The 16,062-nt window shown below is 63.8% G+C and carries 18 protein-coding genes and 1 pseudogene; 11 read left to right on the top strand and 8 right to left on the bottom strand.

Annotated features, from left to right (window positions below; translation table 11 throughout):
* The 7 genes and pseudogenes from VIM95_RS22860 to lipA form a co-directional block, all read left to right on the top strand.
* Positions 1-343: methyl-accepting chemotaxis protein (locus tag VIM95_RS22860; RefSeq protein WP_331990370.1), on the top strand; the 343-nt coding region annotated here is incomplete at its 5' end.
* Positions 344-563: 220 nt separating this feature from the next.
* Positions 564-1,694 carry a D-alanyl-D-alanine carboxypeptidase family protein gene (locus VIM95_RS22855; RefSeq protein WP_331990368.1) on the top strand — a complete coding sequence of 377 codons (1,131 nt, stop codon included), beginning with the start codon at positions 564-566 and terminating at the stop codon, positions 1,692-1,694.
* A gap of 97 nt (positions 1,695-1,791) precedes the next feature.
* The gene (locus VIM95_RS22850; protein ID WP_331990367.1) at positions 1,792-2,649 is read left to right on the top strand and encodes a D-amino acid aminotransferase; all 858 of its coding nucleotides are present in this window, start codon (positions 1,792-1,794) and stop codon (positions 2,647-2,649) included.
* On the top strand, positions 2,646-2,921 hold the full coding sequence (locus tag VIM95_RS22845) for a YbeD family protein (RefSeq protein ID WP_331990365.1): 276 nt from the start codon (positions 2,646-2,648) through the stop codon (positions 2,919-2,921). Before VIM95_RS22850 ends, VIM95_RS22845 begins: the two co-directional genes overlap by 4 nt.
* Positions 2,918-3,310, top strand: a pseudogene (locus tag VIM95_RS22840) (GNAT family N-acetyltransferase); the annotation flags it as partial. The gene VIM95_RS22845 and the pseudogene VIM95_RS22840, both read left to right, overlap by 4 nt.
* Positions 3,311-3,358: 48 nt before the next feature.
* Positions 3,359-4,054, top strand: coding sequence for a lipoyl(octanoyl) transferase LipB (lipB, locus tag VIM95_RS22835; protein WP_331990372.1), 696 nt, complete (start codon positions 3,359-3,361; stop codon positions 4,052-4,054).
* A gap of 77 nt (positions 4,055-4,131) precedes the next feature.
* Positions 4,132-5,103 (top strand): lipoyl synthase, encoded by a 972-nt coding sequence (lipA, locus tag VIM95_RS22830; protein ID WP_331990363.1) that lies wholly within the window; start codon positions 4,132-4,134, stop codon positions 5,101-5,103.
* A gap of 99 nt (positions 5,104-5,202) precedes the next feature.
* On the opposite strand, the gene VIM95_RS22825 is transcribed toward lipA, so the two are convergent.
* The 3 genes from VIM95_RS22825 to VIM95_RS22815 all read right to left on the bottom strand — a co-directional run bounded on the left by VIM95_RS22825 (position 5,203) and on the right by VIM95_RS22815 (position 9,333).
* Entirely contained in the window at positions 5,203-6,879 is a 1,677-nt protein-coding gene (locus VIM95_RS22825) for a M28 family peptidase (RefSeq protein WP_331990361.1), read from the bottom strand.
* A gap of 146 nt (positions 6,880-7,025) precedes the next feature.
* On the bottom strand, positions 7,026-8,429 hold the full coding sequence (gene fumC / locus VIM95_RS22820; RefSeq protein ID WP_331990359.1) for a class II fumarate hydratase: 1,404 nt from the start codon (positions 8,427-8,429) through the stop codon (positions 7,026-7,028).
* A 112-nt stretch (positions 8,430-8,541) separates the two neighbouring features.
* Positions 8,542-9,333, bottom strand: a complete 792-nt coding sequence (locus VIM95_RS22815; protein ID WP_331990357.1) for a transporter substrate-binding domain-containing protein — start codon at positions 9,331-9,333, stop codon at positions 8,542-8,544.
* A 156-nt stretch (positions 9,334-9,489) separates the two neighbouring features.
* Here VIM95_RS22815 and VIM95_RS22810 point away from each other — a divergent pair, with 156 nt between their 5' ends.
* From VIM95_RS22810 to VIM95_RS22800, 3 genes are read left to right on the top strand one after another with little or no spacing between them, the layout of a single operon-like run.
* The gene (locus tag VIM95_RS22810) at positions 9,490-9,855 is read left to right on the top strand and encodes a response regulator (RefSeq protein WP_331990355.1); all 366 of its coding nucleotides are present in this window, start codon (positions 9,490-9,492) and stop codon (positions 9,853-9,855) included.
* Positions 9,852-10,481 carry a hypothetical protein gene (locus VIM95_RS22805; RefSeq protein WP_331990353.1) on the top strand — a complete coding sequence of 210 codons (630 nt, stop codon included), beginning with the start codon at positions 9,852-9,854 and terminating at the stop codon, positions 10,479-10,481. The genes VIM95_RS22810 and VIM95_RS22805 overlap by 4 nt, the downstream gene beginning before the upstream one ends.
* A gap of 24 nt (positions 10,482-10,505) precedes the next feature.
* Positions 10,506-10,994, top strand: a complete 489-nt coding sequence (locus tag VIM95_RS22800; RefSeq protein WP_331990351.1) for an acyl-CoA thioesterase — start codon at positions 10,506-10,508, stop codon at positions 10,992-10,994.
* A gap of 178 nt (positions 10,995-11,172) precedes the next feature.
* Here VIM95_RS22800 and VIM95_RS22795 read toward each other — a convergent pair whose 3' ends face one another.
* Positions 11,173-11,952: a M90 family metallopeptidase gene (locus VIM95_RS22795; protein WP_331990349.1), complete on the bottom strand. Its 780-nt coding sequence runs from the start codon at positions 11,950-11,952 to the stop codon at positions 11,173-11,175.
* Positions 11,953-12,064: 112 nt separating this feature from the next.
* Between VIM95_RS22795 and VIM95_RS22790 the strand changes: the two genes are divergently transcribed.
* On the top strand, positions 12,065-12,499 hold the full coding sequence (locus VIM95_RS22790; RefSeq protein ID WP_331990347.1) for a DUF3617 domain-containing protein: 435 nt from the start codon (positions 12,065-12,067) through the stop codon (positions 12,497-12,499).
* 378 nt (positions 12,500-12,877) lie between these two features.
* On the opposite strand, the gene VIM95_RS22785 is transcribed toward VIM95_RS22790, so the two are convergent.
* The 4 genes from VIM95_RS22785 to VIM95_RS22770 all read right to left on the bottom strand — a co-directional run bounded on the left by VIM95_RS22785 (position 12,878) and on the right by VIM95_RS22770 (position 16,036).
* The gene (locus tag VIM95_RS22785; protein ID WP_331990345.1) at positions 12,878-13,651 is read right to left on the bottom strand and encodes a DNA-binding domain-containing protein; all 774 of its coding nucleotides are present in this window, start codon (positions 13,649-13,651) and stop codon (positions 12,878-12,880) included.
* Positions 13,648-14,535: a DUF692 domain-containing protein gene (locus VIM95_RS22780; protein ID WP_331990343.1), complete on the bottom strand. Its 888-nt coding sequence runs from the start codon at positions 14,533-14,535 to the stop codon at positions 13,648-13,650. The genes VIM95_RS22785 and VIM95_RS22780 overlap by 4 nt, the downstream gene beginning before the upstream one ends.
* Before the next feature lie 26 nt (positions 14,536-14,561).
* Positions 14,562-14,813, bottom strand: a complete 252-nt coding sequence (locus VIM95_RS22775; RefSeq protein WP_331990341.1) for a hypothetical protein — start codon at positions 14,811-14,813, stop codon at positions 14,562-14,564.
* Between the two features lie 416 nt (positions 14,814-15,229).
* Positions 15,230-16,036, bottom strand: a complete 807-nt coding sequence (locus tag VIM95_RS22770) for a UDP-2,3-diacylglucosamine diphosphatase (protein ID WP_331990339.1) — start codon at positions 16,034-16,036, stop codon at positions 15,230-15,232.
* Positions 16,037-16,062 lie beyond the last annotated feature (26 nt).

The following is a 16,062-nucleotide window of genomic DNA, read 5'->3' as shown; positions in this document are numbered from 1 at the left end:
GACCATGATCAGCGATATCCAGCAAAGCTCGACCGAGTCGAAGCAGACCATGCAGATGGCGGTGCAGCGGGTGGCGAGCGGGGTGGAGCTGGCCGGGCAGGGCGGTGAGGCGGTCAAGCGGATCGAGGACAGCGCCGGCCGAGTGGTCGGGGTGGTGGAAGATATCTCGGTGGCGCTGAAGGAACAGACCCACGCCAACAACCTGGTCTCGCAACAGGTGGACCGGATCTCGGGCAGTGCCGACAGCAATGCCAGCTCGGCGCGGACGGCGGCGGAGGTGACCGGGCGCATGCACGGGCTGACCGAGCAGCTGCGCACGGCCGTGGGGCGCTTCCATGTCTGAATCTATTTGAGCGGTTCGGGAACTCCAGCGGAGTTGATCGCTCCTGCAAGGCAGGGGTGGCTGACCGATGAGTTGACCGTTTAAGCAGCCGCCACGGGCCGTGGCGGCTGTTTCATTTATAATCTCTGCCGTTTCCCGGCCTGTGCCGCCCCATTCCCGCCCCCTGCCTGGCCTGAGCCGGCGGGGGCGACCGCAAAACCGCAACTGTGCTGTAGTCCAGATGAAAAAATCCTTACTCGCCCTTTTGACCGCCCTGTCCCTGGGCGCCCAGGCCGCCACGCTGCCGACGCCGCCCGCCCCCGAACTTTCCGCTCGCGCCTATCTCTTGATGGATGTCTACAGCGGCAAGGTGCTGGCGACCAAGGACGCGGACAACCGTATCGAGCCGGCTTCGCTGACCAAGCTGATGACCGCCTACCTGACTTTCAAGGCGCTGCAGGAGGGCCGGATCAAGCCCAGCCAGCAGCTGACCGTGTCGCAGAAGGGCTGGAAGACCGAGGGTTCGCGCATGTTCCTCGACCCCAAGAAGCCGGCTTCGGTCGATGAGCTGATCCGCGGCATGATCGTGCAGAGCGGCAACGATGCCTGCGTGACCCTGGCCGAGGCGATTGCCGGCAGCGAAGAGACCTTTGCCGGCATGATGAACCAGCAGGCTGCCAAGCTGGGCATGAAGAACACCCACTTCATGAACTCCACCGGCCTGCCTGACCCGCAGCACTACACCACTGCGCGCGACCTCTCGCTGCTGGCCGCTGCCATCATTCGCGACTATCCGCAGTACTACCCCATCTATTCGATGAAGGAGTACCGCTACAACAACATCACCCAGCCCAACCGCAACCAGCTTCTGTACCGCGACCCGGGCGTGGACGGCATGAAGACCGGCCACACCGACAGCGCCGGCTACTGCCTGATTGCCAGCAAGCACGAAGACCAGCGTCGGGTGCTGAGCGTGGTGCTGGGTACCGATTCGGACAACACCCGCGCCAATGAGAGCGCGCGCCTGCTGGGCTATGGCCTGCAGTTCTTCGATACCCCCAAGCTCTACACCGCCCGCCAGGTGGTGAGCCAGGCCAAGGTCTTCAAGGGCGAGGCTGGCAGCGTGGCAGTGGGCTTTGACCGCGACCAGTACCTGACCCTGGCCAAGGGCGCCGCCGGCCGCGTGCAGTCGCAAATCGTGCTGCAACCCAAGTTGATCGCGCCTATCCAGGCTGGTCAGGTGGTGGGCAGCGTCAAGCTGAGCCTGGATGGCCAACCCTTGGCCGAGCTGCCGTTGAAGAGCCTGGCCGCGGTACCCGAGGCCGGTTTCTTTGGCCGTATGACGGACAGCGTGAAGCTCTGGTTCAACTGATCGCGCTGGGGGCGGGCGCTGGCTTGCATCTGCGCCCGCTGCCCCCATATTGCATAGCTAGGGCGGCGAGCTTGCGCGGCCCGGAAGCGGGAGGCGCATGCTTTACCTGAATGGCCAGTTTGTCCGCCCCGAGGACGCCAAGATCAGCGCCCTGGACCGTGGTTGCCTGTTTGGCGACGGGGTCTACGAGGTGATCCCGGTCTATTCGCGCCACCCTTTCCGGCTGGATGAGCATATTGCCCGTCTGGATGCGAGCCTTGCGAGCATAGGCCTCGCCAACCCGCATACTGCAGCCGAATGGGCCGGGCTGATTCGCGAGGTGGTGCGGCGGCAGGACTATGACGACCAGTCGGTCTATCTGCATGTGACCCGCGGTAATGCCGGCGAGCGCGACTTCCCCTTCCCCGAGGGCGTGGCACCGACGGTACTGATCAACCCCGCGCGGCTGGTGACACCCAGCGCGGCGCAGAAGGCGGCCGGCGTGCGGGCGATCAGCCATGCGGACTTTCGTTGGTTGCGCTGCGATATCAAGTCGCTCAACCTCTTGCCCACCGTACTCTTGCGCGAGGCGGCGCGGCGGCAGGGCTGTGCCGAGTGCGTGATGTTCCGCGACGGCATGCTGAGCGAAGGGGCGGCCAGCAATGTGTTCGTGGTCAAGGATGGCGTGATTGCGTGCCCGCCCAAGAGTCACCTGATCCTGCCGGGCATCACCTATGACCTGGTGATCGAACTGGCGCAGCGGCATGGTGTGCCGCTGCAAGTCAGGCCGGTGAGCGAGGCGGAAGTACGCAGTGCCGATGAATTATGGATGACCAGCTCCACCAAGGAGGTGCTGGCCATTGTGGAACTCGACGGGGTAGCGGTCGGCGACGGCCGCGTAGGCCCGCTGGCGCAACGCATGGACGCGCTGTACCAGGATTTCAAGAACCAAATCATGCGCCAAGGAAAGGAATGACCATGGAAGAAAAAAAAGAATCGCTGATCGAATTTCCGGCGCGCTTCCCCATCAAGGTGATGGGGGTACGTCACGACGACTTCTCGCAGACCATCTTCGAGGTGGTACGTATCCATGCGCCCGACCTGACGGCCGAGGATATCGAGCTGCGGGTCAGTTCCGGTGGCAACTATATCTCGCTGACCGTGACCGTGACCGCGATCTCGCAGGAGCAGCTGGACAATATCTATCGCGCCGTGACCGGCCACCCGATGGTGAAGTACGTCCTGTGAGCGCTGCTATCACCCTGCGGCCGGCCCGCGCGGGCGAGGCGGCGGCGCTTAGCGCCATCGCCCAGGCCGCCAAGGCACACTGGGGCTACCCGCCCGAGTGGCTGGCCGACTGGCAGCCGGGACTGACGCTGTCCGAGGCCGACCTGCAGGCCAGCCACGTGATCGTGGCCGAGGCCGACGGCCGGCTGCTGGGCTTTGCCGCCCTGCGCATGGTGGAGGACCTGGCTGAGCTGCAACACTGCTGGGTACTGCCCGAGGCCATGGGCAAGGGCGTGGGTCGCGCATTGATGGCGGCCATGCGCCGCGACAGCCTGGCGCAGGGCCAGCCCCATATCAAACTGCTGGCCGACCCCAACGCCGAGGGTTTCTATCGGCATCTGGGCGCCCGTACCGTAGGCAAGGCCGACTCCACTCCCGCCGGTCGTAGGCTGCCGGTGATGCTGCTGCAGAACGCGCAGCCGCTGCCGGCCGGTGTGGTCGCCCCCTACTGGTTCGGCCAACTGCCCTATGTGCCGACCTGGCGTGCCATGCAGGCCTATACCTCGGCGCGTGATGCGGCATCGCCGGACGAGCTCTGGCTGCTGGAGCATCCGCCAGTGTTCACCCAAGGCCAGGCCGGCAAGCCCGAGCATGTGCTGCAGCTCTCCGACATTCCCATCGTCCCTATCGACCGCGGTGGCCAGGTGACCTACCACGGCCCGGGCCAGCTGGTGGGCTATCTGATGGTGGACCTGAGCCGGCGCAAGCTGGGTGTGCGCGAGTATGTGCGGCGTATCGAGCAGAGCATCATCGAGCTGCTGGCCGAGTTCGGTATCGAGTCCTACGGCAAGGTGGATGCGCCTGGGGTCTATGTGAACGAAGCCAAGATCGCCGCGCTGGGCCTGCGTATCCGCAATGGCAAGAGCTACCACGGGCTATCGCTGAACGTGGACATGGACCTTGCCCCTTTTGCCCAGATCAACCCTTGCGGCTACGCGGGTTTGCAGGTCGCGCAGCTGGCTGATTTCGGCATCAAGGAAACCCCGGCCTCGCTTGCGCCGCGTTTGGCCGCTAAAATCAATGCCTTGCTCGCGCTGGAAGGGACCGCCTCGGTGGCCGACTATGCGCTGAGCAGCAAGCCGGTGGCCGCCTGACAGGCCGCTGGCGGTCGTACCCGACCTAGAACACGGCTGGTTTAGCGACCGGCCGAGCCATGGAAAGAAGCCCAAGCATGTCCTCGCCCGTTGTTACCACCCCGCCCGCCAAAGCCGAACAAGGCGTCAAGCTCAAGGGGGAGGCCAAGACCGCGCGCATCCCGATCAAGATCGTGCCGCTGGCCGAGCCCCTGAAGAAGCCGGACTGGATCCGTGTCAAGGCGCCGGCAGGCGACCGTTTCTACGAGATCAAGAACATCCTGCGCGAGCAGAAGCTGCACACGGTCTGCGAAGAGGCGAGCTGCCCCAATATCGGCGAGTGCTTCGGCAAGGGCACGGCCACCTTCATGATCATGGGCGACATCTGTACCCGTCGCTGCCCCTTCTGCGACGTGGGCCATGGCCGCCCCAACCCGCTGGACGAGAACGAGCCCAAGCACCTGGCCGAGACCATCGCCGCGCTGCGCCTCAAGTACGTGGTGATCACCTCGGTGGACCGCGACGACCTGCGCGACGGCGGCGCCGGCCACTTTGCCGACTGTATCCGCCTGACTCGCGAAGTCTCGCCCGCGACGCAAATCGAAGTGCTGGTGCCGGACTTCCGTGGTCGCCTGGACGTGGCCATCGACATCATGACCGCCACCCCGCCGGATGTGATGAACCACAACCTCGAAACCGTGCCGCGCCTCTACAAACAGGCCCGCCCCGGTTCGGACTATATGCATTCCCTCAAGCTCCTCAAGGACTACAAGGCCCGCAACCCGGAAGTCGCGACCAAGAGCGGCATCATGGTGGGCCTCGGGGAAACCGACGAGGAAATCCTCGAGGTGATGCGCGATATGCGCGAGCACGATATCGACATGATCACCATCGGCCAGTACCTGGCCCCGTCGAACTCCCACCTGCCGGTGCTGCGCTACGTGACGCCCGAGCAGTTCAAGTTCTTCGAGGACAAGGCCTACGAGATGGGCTTCCGCCATGCCGCCGTGGGTGCGCTGGTGCGCTCGAGCTACCACGCTGACCAGCAGGCGCACGACGCAGGCGTGTGAGGGCCGGGTGCGGGCAGGCTTGCAGCGCATTGGTGAACCTGTTTGACCGGAAGGTAAAAAAGCCGCCCTTGGGCGGCTTTTTCATTGGGGGCTGAGTACTCAGGGAGCGGCGCTGGCCGGCCCCATGCCGTTGGCCGCACGCAGCGCATCCTGGCGGGCCTTGAACTCCGAGCCTGCATAGAAGGCCGGGTATTCCTTGCCGTCCGCCAGGCGGCGGCCAACGTTGTAGAGCAGCTCGATGTCCTGGGCACCACCAGAGAGGTCCCAGTCCGGTTTCACCACGTCGGAGGGCTTGTGGTAGTCGTTGGCGATGTATTCCTCCAGCTTCTTCACACCGTAGCCGGCCGGCTTGCCGATCACGTCGGTGCCGCCACCGGCGTAGAGGGCGGGGATGCCGACCTTGACGAACTCGAAGTGGTCGGCGCGGAAGTAGCCGCCGTTCTCGGGCTTGGATTCCATCACGATCACGCGGCCCTGTGCGTTGGCGGCGTCTCGCGCCAAGGCTTCCATACTGGACTGGCCGGCGCCAACAATGACGAAGTCACGGGTCCTGCCGGTGGTGTTGACCCCGTCGATATTGATATTGGCGACCGTCTTGCCCAGCGGGTAGAGCGGTTTGGCGGCGTAGTAGGCAGCACCCAAGAGGCCCGATTCCTCGGCCGTGGTGGCGAGGAAGAGTACGCTGCGACGTGGTTGCTGACCGGCGCGGGCGGCGTCCTGGTAAGCACGTGCCAGCTCCAGGAGGGCGGCGGTGCCGATCGCGTTGTCTGCGGCGCCGTGGTAGATCTCGCTACCGCGCTTGCCCAGGTGGTCCCAGTGGGCGCTGTACATCAGCCATTCGTTCTTGCCCACTGGATCGCTGCCCTCAAGCTTGGCGACCACATTGGTCGATTGCACCTCGCGCAGGGTCTGCTTGAGGGTGAAGCTGGCGCTGCCGGCGAGCTTGACCGGCTTGAAGTCCGGCCGGATGGCGGCCGCCTTGAGCTGGGCAAAGTCCTGGCCGCAGGACTTGAACAGCTGCTCGGCACGATCCTGCCGTATCCAGGAGCGGACCGGCACTTCGCCGGCGTGGCCGTCCGGGGTGCGGATGGTGAAGTTCTCACGGGCGTTGCTGTTTACGACCACGATATAGGGGTAGGCGGCCGGAATGGTCTCGTGGACGATGATGGCAGCCGCTGCGCCCTTCTGGGCGGCGATCTCGTACTTATAGGTCCAGCGGCCGTAGTAGCTCATGGCGCGGCCCTTGAACTTGCTGTCGTCGAGCTTGCTCGGGTCTTGCGGGTCGGGCACCTGCGGGTCGTTGATCAGCATTACGAGGGTCTTGCCGCGCACGTCCACGCCCTTGTAATCGTCCCAGCCGTATTCCGGTGCGACCACGCCATAGCCGACGAAGACCAGTTCGGAATTCTTGGTGCTGATCTTCTCCTTGGCCTGGGTCGTGAAGGCGACATAGTCGAAGGGCGCGTCGAGCTTGAGCTTGCCGGCGCAGCCACCAAAACGCAGGCTGGGCTGGGTGCTGAGGCCCACCAAGGGGACCGGCTGGGTATAGCTGCCATCCGGCGCGCCACCCTTGAGCCCCATGGCCTTGAACTGCTGCACCAGGTAGTCCACGGTCTTGGCTTCGCCCGCACTGCCGGGGCCGCGGCCCTCGAAGGCGTCGGAGCTCAGCACCTGGGTGTGGGCCAGGAGCTGGTCCTGGCGGATCACTTCCTCGGCGTGGCCGGGTAGGGCCAGGGCGAGTGGGATGCTGAGCAGCAGGCAGTTGCGGCGTGACATGGGGCGGACTCTCTAGGATGGTCGGCTGGAAAGAACCATGCTGGCATATATCAGCATCTGCTTCATTAATCGCGCGCGTGGCCGTGGCGGGAATGAAACAGGCCACCTTTAGGTGGCCTGTGTTGTCTTGCGGTTTACTGGCAGGATCATCCGACCGACGGACGGGTCATCTCAATGGGGACCATCCACTCCGCGTACTGCGCCTCGGTCACATAGCCCAGCGCCAGGGCGGCGGCCTTGAGCGTGGTGCCTTCCTTGTGCGCCTTCTTGGCAATGCTGGCGGCCTTGTCGTAGCCGATATGGCGGTTGAGGGCAGTGACCAGCATCAGGTTCTTGTCGAGGTTGTCACTGATCTTGGTCGAGTTGGGTTCGATGCCGACGGCGCAGTTGTCATTGAAGGCATCGCAGGCGTCGGCGATCAGCTCGATGCTCTCCAGCACGTTGTGCACCATCACCGGCTTGTAGACATTGAGCTGGAAGTTGCCCTGGCTGCCGGCGAAGGCCACTGCGGCGTCGTTGCCGAACACCTGTACGCAGACCATGGTCATGGCTTCGCACTGGGTTGGGTTGACCTTGCCCGGCATGATGGACGAGCCGGGCTCATTCTCGGGGATGTTGAGCTCGCCAATGCCGCAACGCGGGCCGCTGGCCAGCCAGCGCACGTCGTTGGCCATCTTCATCAGCCCGCCCGAGAGGGTACGCAGCGCAGCCGAGGTGTTGACCAGGGCATCGTGGGCGGAGAGGGCGAAGAACTTGTCCGGTGCGGCGCGGAAGGGCTGGCCGGTGATGGTGGCGATACGGGCGGCGGCGGTATCGCCAAACTGCGGGTGGGCGTTGAGGCCGGTCCCGACGGCGGTGCCGCCGATAGCGAGGTCATAGAGGCCCGGCAGCGCCTGACGCACGGTGGCGAGGCCGAAGTCGAGCTGGGCCACCCAGGCACCGATCTCTTGGCCCAAGGTGATGGGGGTGGCGTCCTGCAGATGGGTACGGCCGGTCTTCACCAGGCTGCTGTACTGCGCGGCCTTGCCGGCCAGGGTGTCGCGCAGGCGGCTGACGGCGGGGAAGAGGCGGCGGTTCAGCTCCTCCACCACGGCGATATGCATGGCGGTGGGGAAGGTGTCGTTGGAGGATTGGCCGCGGTTGACGTGGTCGTTGGGGTGTACCGGCGCCTTGCTGCCCAGCTGGCCGCCAGCGAGCTCAATGGCGCGGTTGGAGATCACCTCGTTGGCATTCATATTGGACTGCGTGCCGGAACCGGTCTGGAACACTACCAGCGGGAAGTGGGCGTCCAGCTTGCCCTCGATCACCTCTTCGGCCGCCTTGACCACCAGGTCGGCAACCGGCTGGGGCAATTCGCCCAGCTGGGCGTTGGCTTCGGCCGCGGCGCGCTTGAGTACGCCCAGGGCGCGGATGACCGGACGCTGCCAGCGGAAGCGGCTGACGCCGATGGGGAAGTTCTGGATGGAGCGCTGCGTCTGCGCACCCCAGTAGCGCTCGCTCTCGACCTCGATAGCGCCCATGGAATCGGTTTCGGTACGGTATTGGCTCATGGATGGGACCTCCAACAGTTCAATCTGTGGGTAAGGGAAGCATCTGGGGTGGCGCGCGCGGTGCGACGGGCCAGCAAGGGAGCCTTTATAGATCGGGGCCAAGCGTCAGGATTCAATCCCACTCGTCCTGCAGTACCTGGCCGAGGTCGCCGCGCCGTATGGCGTCGTAGCTGATGCCGAGCGCGGCGCGGTAGCGGCGATCCATTTCGCCGCTCTCGATCAGTGCCTGCACCACCTGCTCAAAATGGGTCATGGCCAGCGCCCAGGTGGGGCGGTACAGATGATATTGCGGCTGTACCGCCACCAGGGGCCGCAACATGCGCACCGCCAGGTGTTTCTGCTGCCGCATGCGGCGGGTCCAGAACAGGTCCTCGAAGAACACGTCTACCCGCTTTGCCGCCAACTGGCGCAGGCTATTGATGGCATCGCCCTGTATGGCCGGTTGCCAATCGGTGTAGCTGCCGATCGGTTCGGGATAGATATAGTCGCGTACCATGCCGACGCGCTGGTCATGGAACTGCTGGATGCTGGTGTACCGGCGCAGCGGGGAGTCCTGTGGCACCCAGGCGGCCAGCAGCCAGAACTCGGTCGGTGTCTGGCTGCGTCCCCAATCCGGCAATTGCTGCTGGTCGCTGAACAGCAACATGTCCGCCAGGCCGGTCTGGGCGGCCTTGAGGCAGCGGCTCTGGGTGGCAGACTGGAAGCTGAGCTCGATGTGCAATTCGCCGAAGACCTGCCGCAGCAGCGCCAGCGTCAGCCCCTGGTGGCCCTGTGCCGGGGTATAGGCGGCGTAAGGCGGCCAGTCGTCGTAACAGACCCGCAGCTTGTCGCCTGCCCGGCAGGGCAGGACTGCCAGCAGCGATAGGGCGAGCGGTAGGCACAGGGCGGCGGGGCGGCATCGCATGCTTTAGGTTTAGCGGCTTTTACCGTGAGCTGCCGTGAAAACTACGGCGTACTTGGCCTGTGGTGCCGCGTGCATGCACTATGATGGGCGATAAGGGGGCGTATACCTGCCGTCGCCGCAGCATGCACATCGTCGTGCAGAAGGATAGTCAGCCATATGAGCAAATCAGTACTGATCGTGGACGATAGCCGTGTGTCGCGGATGCTGGCGCGGGCCTATCTGGAGGAGATGCGCCCTGATTGGGTGTTTTTCGAAGCGGCCAATGGTGAGGAAGCGATCGCCATCGCCCAGAAGGAGGCGATCGAACTGATCACGCTGGATGTGAATATGCCCGGCATGTCCGGTTTGGCGGCCGGCGAGCGCATCCTGCAACTGCGGCCTGGCATCTGCATTGTGGTACTGACCGCCAATGTACAGAGCAGCGTGCGCCAGCGCGCCGAGGCCTTGGGTATGCACTTTCTGCAAAAGCCGGTGACCGAGACCACCATCACCCACTTGCTGGAGCTTGTGGAGGGCGCATGAGCACGGTGCTGACCCCGCTGCAGCAAGATGCCCTGTGCGAGATATTCAATATCAGCGTGGGCCGTGCCGCCGCCGCGATGAGCGGGCTGGTGGGTGAGGAGGTCAGCCTGTCGGTGCCGGTAATGCGCTTTTGCCTGTTCGAGGAACTGAACGATCGCATAGGCTGGGCGCAGTGGCGGCATGTGGATGCAGTAGCACAGCACTTCAGCGGCAGCTTCGATGGCGATGCGCTGTTGATGTTTGCCGACGATGACGGCGAGGAGGTGGTGCGGCTGGTGCTGAGCGCCATCAAGACGCCAACCGATATCGACACCTTGGCAGCCGACGCCTTGAGCGAGGTGGGCAATGTGTTGCTGATGGCCTGCCTGTCGGCGCTGGCCGATATCATGACCGAGGAATTTGACTATTCGCTGCCCAGCCTTTGCAGCGGCAAGGGCGAAGACGTGCTGATACAGCGTGGGGCGGAGCGCAACAGCCAGGTATTATTCCTGCATATCCAGTTTCTGCTGGAGACCCGCCGTATCGAGGGCTATCTGGCCTTTATGATGGGCGTCTCCTCGGTGGAGGCCCTGCGCGAGGGGGTAGACCGCTTCCTCGGCCGCCTGGGCGCTGCCATCAGCCCCTGATAACAAGACAAGAGTGAACCGCAGATGCCCGATACGCTGCGCAAGAACGAACTGAGCATGACCGTGCTGATGACCCCGGACATGGCCAACTTCTCCGGTAATGTGCACGGGGGTTCCATCCTCAAGTTGCTGGACCAGGTGGCTTACGCCTGTGCCAGCCGCTATGCCGGATCGTATGTGGTGACGCTGTCGGTCGATCAGGTGACCTTTGCTCAGCCCATCCACGTGGGTGAATTGGTGACCTTTCTGGCCAGCGTCAACTACACCGGTCGCAGCTCCATGGAGATCGGTATCAAGGTGGTGGCCGAGCATGTGCGGCAAGGCAGTGTACGCCATACCAATAGCTGCTTCTTCACCATGGTGGCGGTGGACGAACAGGGTAGGTCGCAGCCGGTACCACCCTTGGAGCCGGATACTGACGAAGGCCGTCGCCGCTACAAGGAAGCCTTGCTGCGCAAGCAACACCGGCTGGAATACGCCGAGCAGCGTGAATCGCTCAAGCGAGCGGTCTAGCCAGCCGAGGACTTCAGACCCACTCGCGTCAGCGAGGCTACCAGAGTACTTGGCGCTTTAGCGCCTGGAACCTGTGCGTGCAAAGCCCGCGGGCGTTGAGTGGTTGCTGCCGCTGAACGCCCGGCTGCGCCTGGCGCAGGAGTGCCGCTGGGTACGCGGACCCTCTTTGACCCTTCCTTCACCATAGCTGTTCGTCCACGCCGATCACCGGTAGCCGCATGCCGGGGTCCTGCCGGTAGAACTGCCGTAGCTGCTCGTAGATGGCCGGGTATTCGGTGTGCAAGAGGTGTGGCAGCTCGAAGAAATACTCTGAGAGCACGGCGAAGAACTCGGCCGGATTGGTGGCGGCGTAGGGGTCGATGGGGGTGTGCTCGCCCCAATTGAGCCGACGGCACAGGTCTTCGTAACCGCGCGTAAAGGCGCGGGTCCAGTCCTTCTGCACCATATTGGCATGCAGCGGCGGATAGCCGTCAGCATTGCCGTTGAGCATGTCCAGCTTGTGGGCGAACTCGTGGATCACCAGGTTGCTGCCGTCCAGTGCCGGTCCGCGGTAGCTGTCCGGCCAGGACAGCAGTACCGGCCCGTCGCTGCGCGCCATGCCGGCCATATGCTGCTCGCCCTCATGCACCAGGCCCTGCTCGTCGCGCCATGGGTCGCGGCTGACAAAGGCGGTGGGGTAGACCAGTACATCACTCCAGCCCTCGTAGGCTTTGTCGCCCAGCGCCAGGATAGGCAGGCAGGCTTGGGCTGCGATGGTCAGCAGCTCCCGCTCGCCCAGCTCCATGCCCTGTACACCACGGATGGACTTGGTACGCAGGAAGTGGCGCATGCGGTCTTCAAGCCGGGCCCATTCCTCGTCGTCCAGGCCCGAGAGCAGGGGCATGCGGCGGCCGAGGTCGGGCCACAGTGGTGAGGCCAGAGGATCTGGGGCTGGTTTACCGCGCAGAAAGTTGAACATGTTGGCTGCAGGTAGGGGCGACAAAAAGCAGATGACGCCACTTTGGGGGATTCTCAAGTGGGGGCTGCGTACGCTGTCTACACTGGGCTTACCGCCCCCCCAGGAGTCCATCATGTCGAGAATTGTCCCTGTTGCCTTGTTCTGCCTCATGTCCAGCGCGGCGCTGGCGATGCCGCAGGCCACGCCCGGCCAGTGGGAGATCACCACCAAGATGACCATGACCGGGATGAATATGCAGATGCCGGCCCAGACGGTGAAGTTCTGCATGAAGCCCTCGGACGCCAAGAATATCGAGCGGCAAGCCATGGGTGGCGGTCAGCACGGCCCGGCGAATCGTGATTGCAAGATGCTGGACCAGAATGTGAGCGGCGATACCGTCTCATTCCATATGCGCTGCGAGGGTAAGAATCCGACCGATATCCAGGGGACGGTGACTTATGGTGCCAACAGCTACAAGGGTAAGAGCGAGGTCGATACCACGGGGCCCAAGGGCAAGATGCATATGACCAGTGAGTTCAGCGCTCGTCGTATCGGTGATTGCCAGTGATCTGAGACCTTGGTTCATCGCCCGGCTGAGCCGGGCGTTTGTGGTCATCTGATCTCGGTGGGGGCGCGCTTTGTCTTTATCACTTCCTACTCCCCCCGAGCTCTGCACGCACAGGTTCTAGGCGCTAAAGCGCTAAGAACTCTGGCAGCCTCGCCGCCGCGACTGCGTGGTTGTTGCCCCTTCAGGGGCTTACAACCACGGCGTCCTCCTTGCGAGGGAGGGAGCTTCGCTGACGCTCGTTAGCGGCTTCGATAGCCTTGGTTCGATTCGGAGCCATGCTGTCCCTATCTCAGAGCCCCCGGAAGTCGCGCTGGCGCTTGTGAGCTGCCCCGAAATTTTGCTGACTCGGCATCTGGTCGCTGTGGGTGCCTGAGCTGCTTAGCTGAGACTGCTAACCCAGCCCTCGTTGAGCCAAGCGCCTAGCAGGCTGGCGGCGCGTATTGGGGCTTGGTCTGCGGGGTGCCAGGTGCTCAGGCGCTCACAGGCGGTACTGAAGGATTGCGCGTTCAGCAGGGTCAGGAGCAAGATGGCTTCGTCTTGGGCGAGTGAGCGGTAGCGGGGTTGCAGGTCCTGGCGCCAGACGGCCCAACCTTGTTTGATGCCTTGCTCCGGGGCCGGTGGTGTTTGCTCTTCATCCAGAGCCTGCCAGACCGGGACGGTATTCCATTCCAGGGTCAGCAAGCGCAGGCTGGGTTGGAAACGGGGGCGCAGGTCGGGCCAGTCTTCGTCGGCCAGCTTGCTGAGTTCGGGCAGGCCGGCGGTTGGCGCATCGGCGGCATCGAAGGCGCAGCCCAAGGCCCACTCGAACCGGGCCAGTTCGGCCAGGATGGGCAGGCCCGCGTAGCCGGGGGCTTGCGCCAGAAAACCGGCCAGTTGGTCGCCGAAGGGGCGGATGGAGGGGCGCTGCGAGGGATATTGCGCGAGATAGTGGCGAGTCAGCGTCAGAAAGTCGTCATCGCCCAGTAGCAGGTGGAGCTTGGGGTAGTTGCTGCGCAAAGCTTCGTCCAGACGCAAGAGGTAGGCGTCGGCATAGATGCCGAGCCGCTGGACGCGTGGGAAACTGGCGGTCTCGGCCAAGAGGTCGGGCAGTGCGTCATCGCCATAGCGGATGGCGCTGGCGACGCGGCGTTGCCAGGTTTGCAGCTCGCTCATAGCGCGACCTCCACCTTGCTCGACTGGTTGGCAATCTCGCGGGCATGTGCCAATTCGGTGAGTAGTTCATCGAGCGGCGGAATGTGGTCGTCGCGCTCTATCATGGCGGCGACGCCTGGGAAGCGATGCACCGCCTCGGCGTAGAGTGCCCAGACCGGTTCCGCCACCGGGGCGTCATGGGTATCGACCAGGTAGTGGCCATGGTTGCGGTGGCCGGCCAGATGCATCTGCCGTACCTTGGCCGGTGGAATGGCGGCAAGGTAGGTCGAGGGATCGAAACCGTGGTTCACGCTGCTGACGTAGACATTGTTGACGTCGAGCAGCAAGAGGCAGTCGGCGCGGCGGGCGATCTCGGTCAGGAAATCCCACTCGGCCATTTCATCCACCTGGTAGCTCAGGTAGCTCGATACATTTTCGATCAACAGCTGCTGGCCCAGTGCGTCCTGCACCTGCTGGATGCGCCCGACCACGTGCTGGATGACCGCTTCGGTATAGGGCAGGGGCAACAGATCGTGCAGGTTGGTCCCGTCTATGCCGGTCCAGCACAGGTGGTCGGAGACCCACATGGGCTGCACCCTGTCCACCAACTGGCGCAGCTGGCGTAAATAGCGGCGATCCAGCCGGTCGCTGCCGCCCAATGACATGGCTACGCCGTGTAGGGCCATGGGGTAGTCCGCGCGCAGTCTATCCAGAAAGTGCAGTGGGCGGCCGCCCGGCACCAGGTAGTTGTCGGATAGGGCTTCGAGCCAGTCCACGCAGCCGGGGCGGGCCAGCAGGTCCTGGTAGTGCTCGGGGCGTAGCCCCAGGCCCAGGGGCGTGAAGGAGTTGGGGCTGGCATGCATGGTGGGCTCAAGGGAAGAAGAAATGGAACGGGCGCGGTGCATGGCACAGCGCCCTGGGTAGAAGGAGATTACTCCTTCAGTTCATGGCCACCCTTGGCCTTGCATTCCTTGGCGGTGGCTTCCAGCCAGCCGTGCCCCTTGCAGCTGTTCTGGCCCTTGCAGGCGTGTTCGGCCGTCTTGCAGGCCGAAGTGCCCTTGCAGCTGTTGATGCCTTCGCACTTGATCTTGGCATCACCACCGCTGGTTGCGGCCGTAGCCAGGGGCGAGGCGGTAAAGGCGGCGGCTGCAGCGGCAGCGAGGGCGAGGGAAGAGAATTTCATGGCAACACTCCTTGACTGGGATGGGGAAGCACTAGGCTCCATGGTGGTGCCACCGCAGCCTGTATCGGCTTGCTGTTGAATCCATGGTGAGTGGCACCTGCAGCCTTCGTCGCGGCCCTCTTGGAGTTCTTACGCCACCCGCGACATTTTTTTATAGGACTGCCCGCCGTGAAGAGAAAGCTTGTCGCGTCATCCAATCGCCCGGCATTCCCCGCAAGGAGGAGGCCGAAGTAGTAAGCCACCTAAAGGTGGCAACGACTTCGCTCAGCCGGACGTTCCGCTGAAGTGGCAGATCGACCGATCTGCGCTGATCTATTCCACACCCCCGAGCCTTGCACACACAGGTTCTAGGCTCGCGTGCTCGCCGATAACTCAGGCAGCCTCGCCGCCGCGACTATGGCCTGCCGCCCGGAACCTCAGGAGTAAATCTCGCCGGCCGTCGGCTGGTCAGCCTTGCGTTTGGCGGGGGCGTGTTCGCGCTGCGCCCAGGTGACGATCTTGAGTTCGCCCTGCATGGTCTCCACCAGGGCAGTCAGGCTCTCCACCCAGTCGCCGTCGTTGCAATAGAGAATGCCGTCGATCTCGCGCATCTCGGCCTTGTGGATATGGCCGCAGATCACGCCGTCTAGCCCGCGTGCCTTGGCTTCCTTGGCGACCGCCTCCTCGAACTGGCTGACGAAGTTCACGGCCTTTTTGACCTTGTGCTTGAGGAACTGCGACAGCGACCAGTAACCCAGGCCGAACTTGGCGCGGATATGGTTGAACCAGCGGTTGAGCTTGAGGGTGACGGTGTAGGCATGGTCACCGACGATGGCGAGCCAGCGGGCGCACTGGATCACGCCGTCAAAGAGGTCGCCGTGCAGGATCAAAAAGCGGCGGCCGTCGGCGGTGGTGTGGACCACCTCGTCCTGGATGTCGATACCGCCGAAGGCGAGGCCGATGAACTGGCGCACCACCTCGTCGTGGTTGCCGGCGATGTAGACCACGTTGGTGCCTTTGCGGGCCTTGCGCAGGATCTTCTGGATGACGTCGTTGTGTTGCTGGTTCCAATACCAGGAACGTTTGAGCGCCCAGCCGTCGATGATGTCGCCGACGAGATAGAGATGGTCAGATTCGTTGTGCTTGAGAAAGTCGAGCAGGTAGTCCGCCTGGCAGCCGGCGGTACCGAGATGGACGTCTGAGATCCAGATGCTGCGGTAGTGGTGCTGGGCTTTTTCGCTCACGATGGTCGCGCCGGATGCAGATGGGC

Origin of the sequence: Chitinimonas sp., assembly GCF_036568685.1 — a bacterium.
Lineage (GTDB): Bacteria > Pseudomonadota > Gammaproteobacteria > Burkholderiales > Chitinimonadaceae > Chitinimonas.
This window is presented reverse-complemented; position numbering and strand designations above follow the sequence as displayed.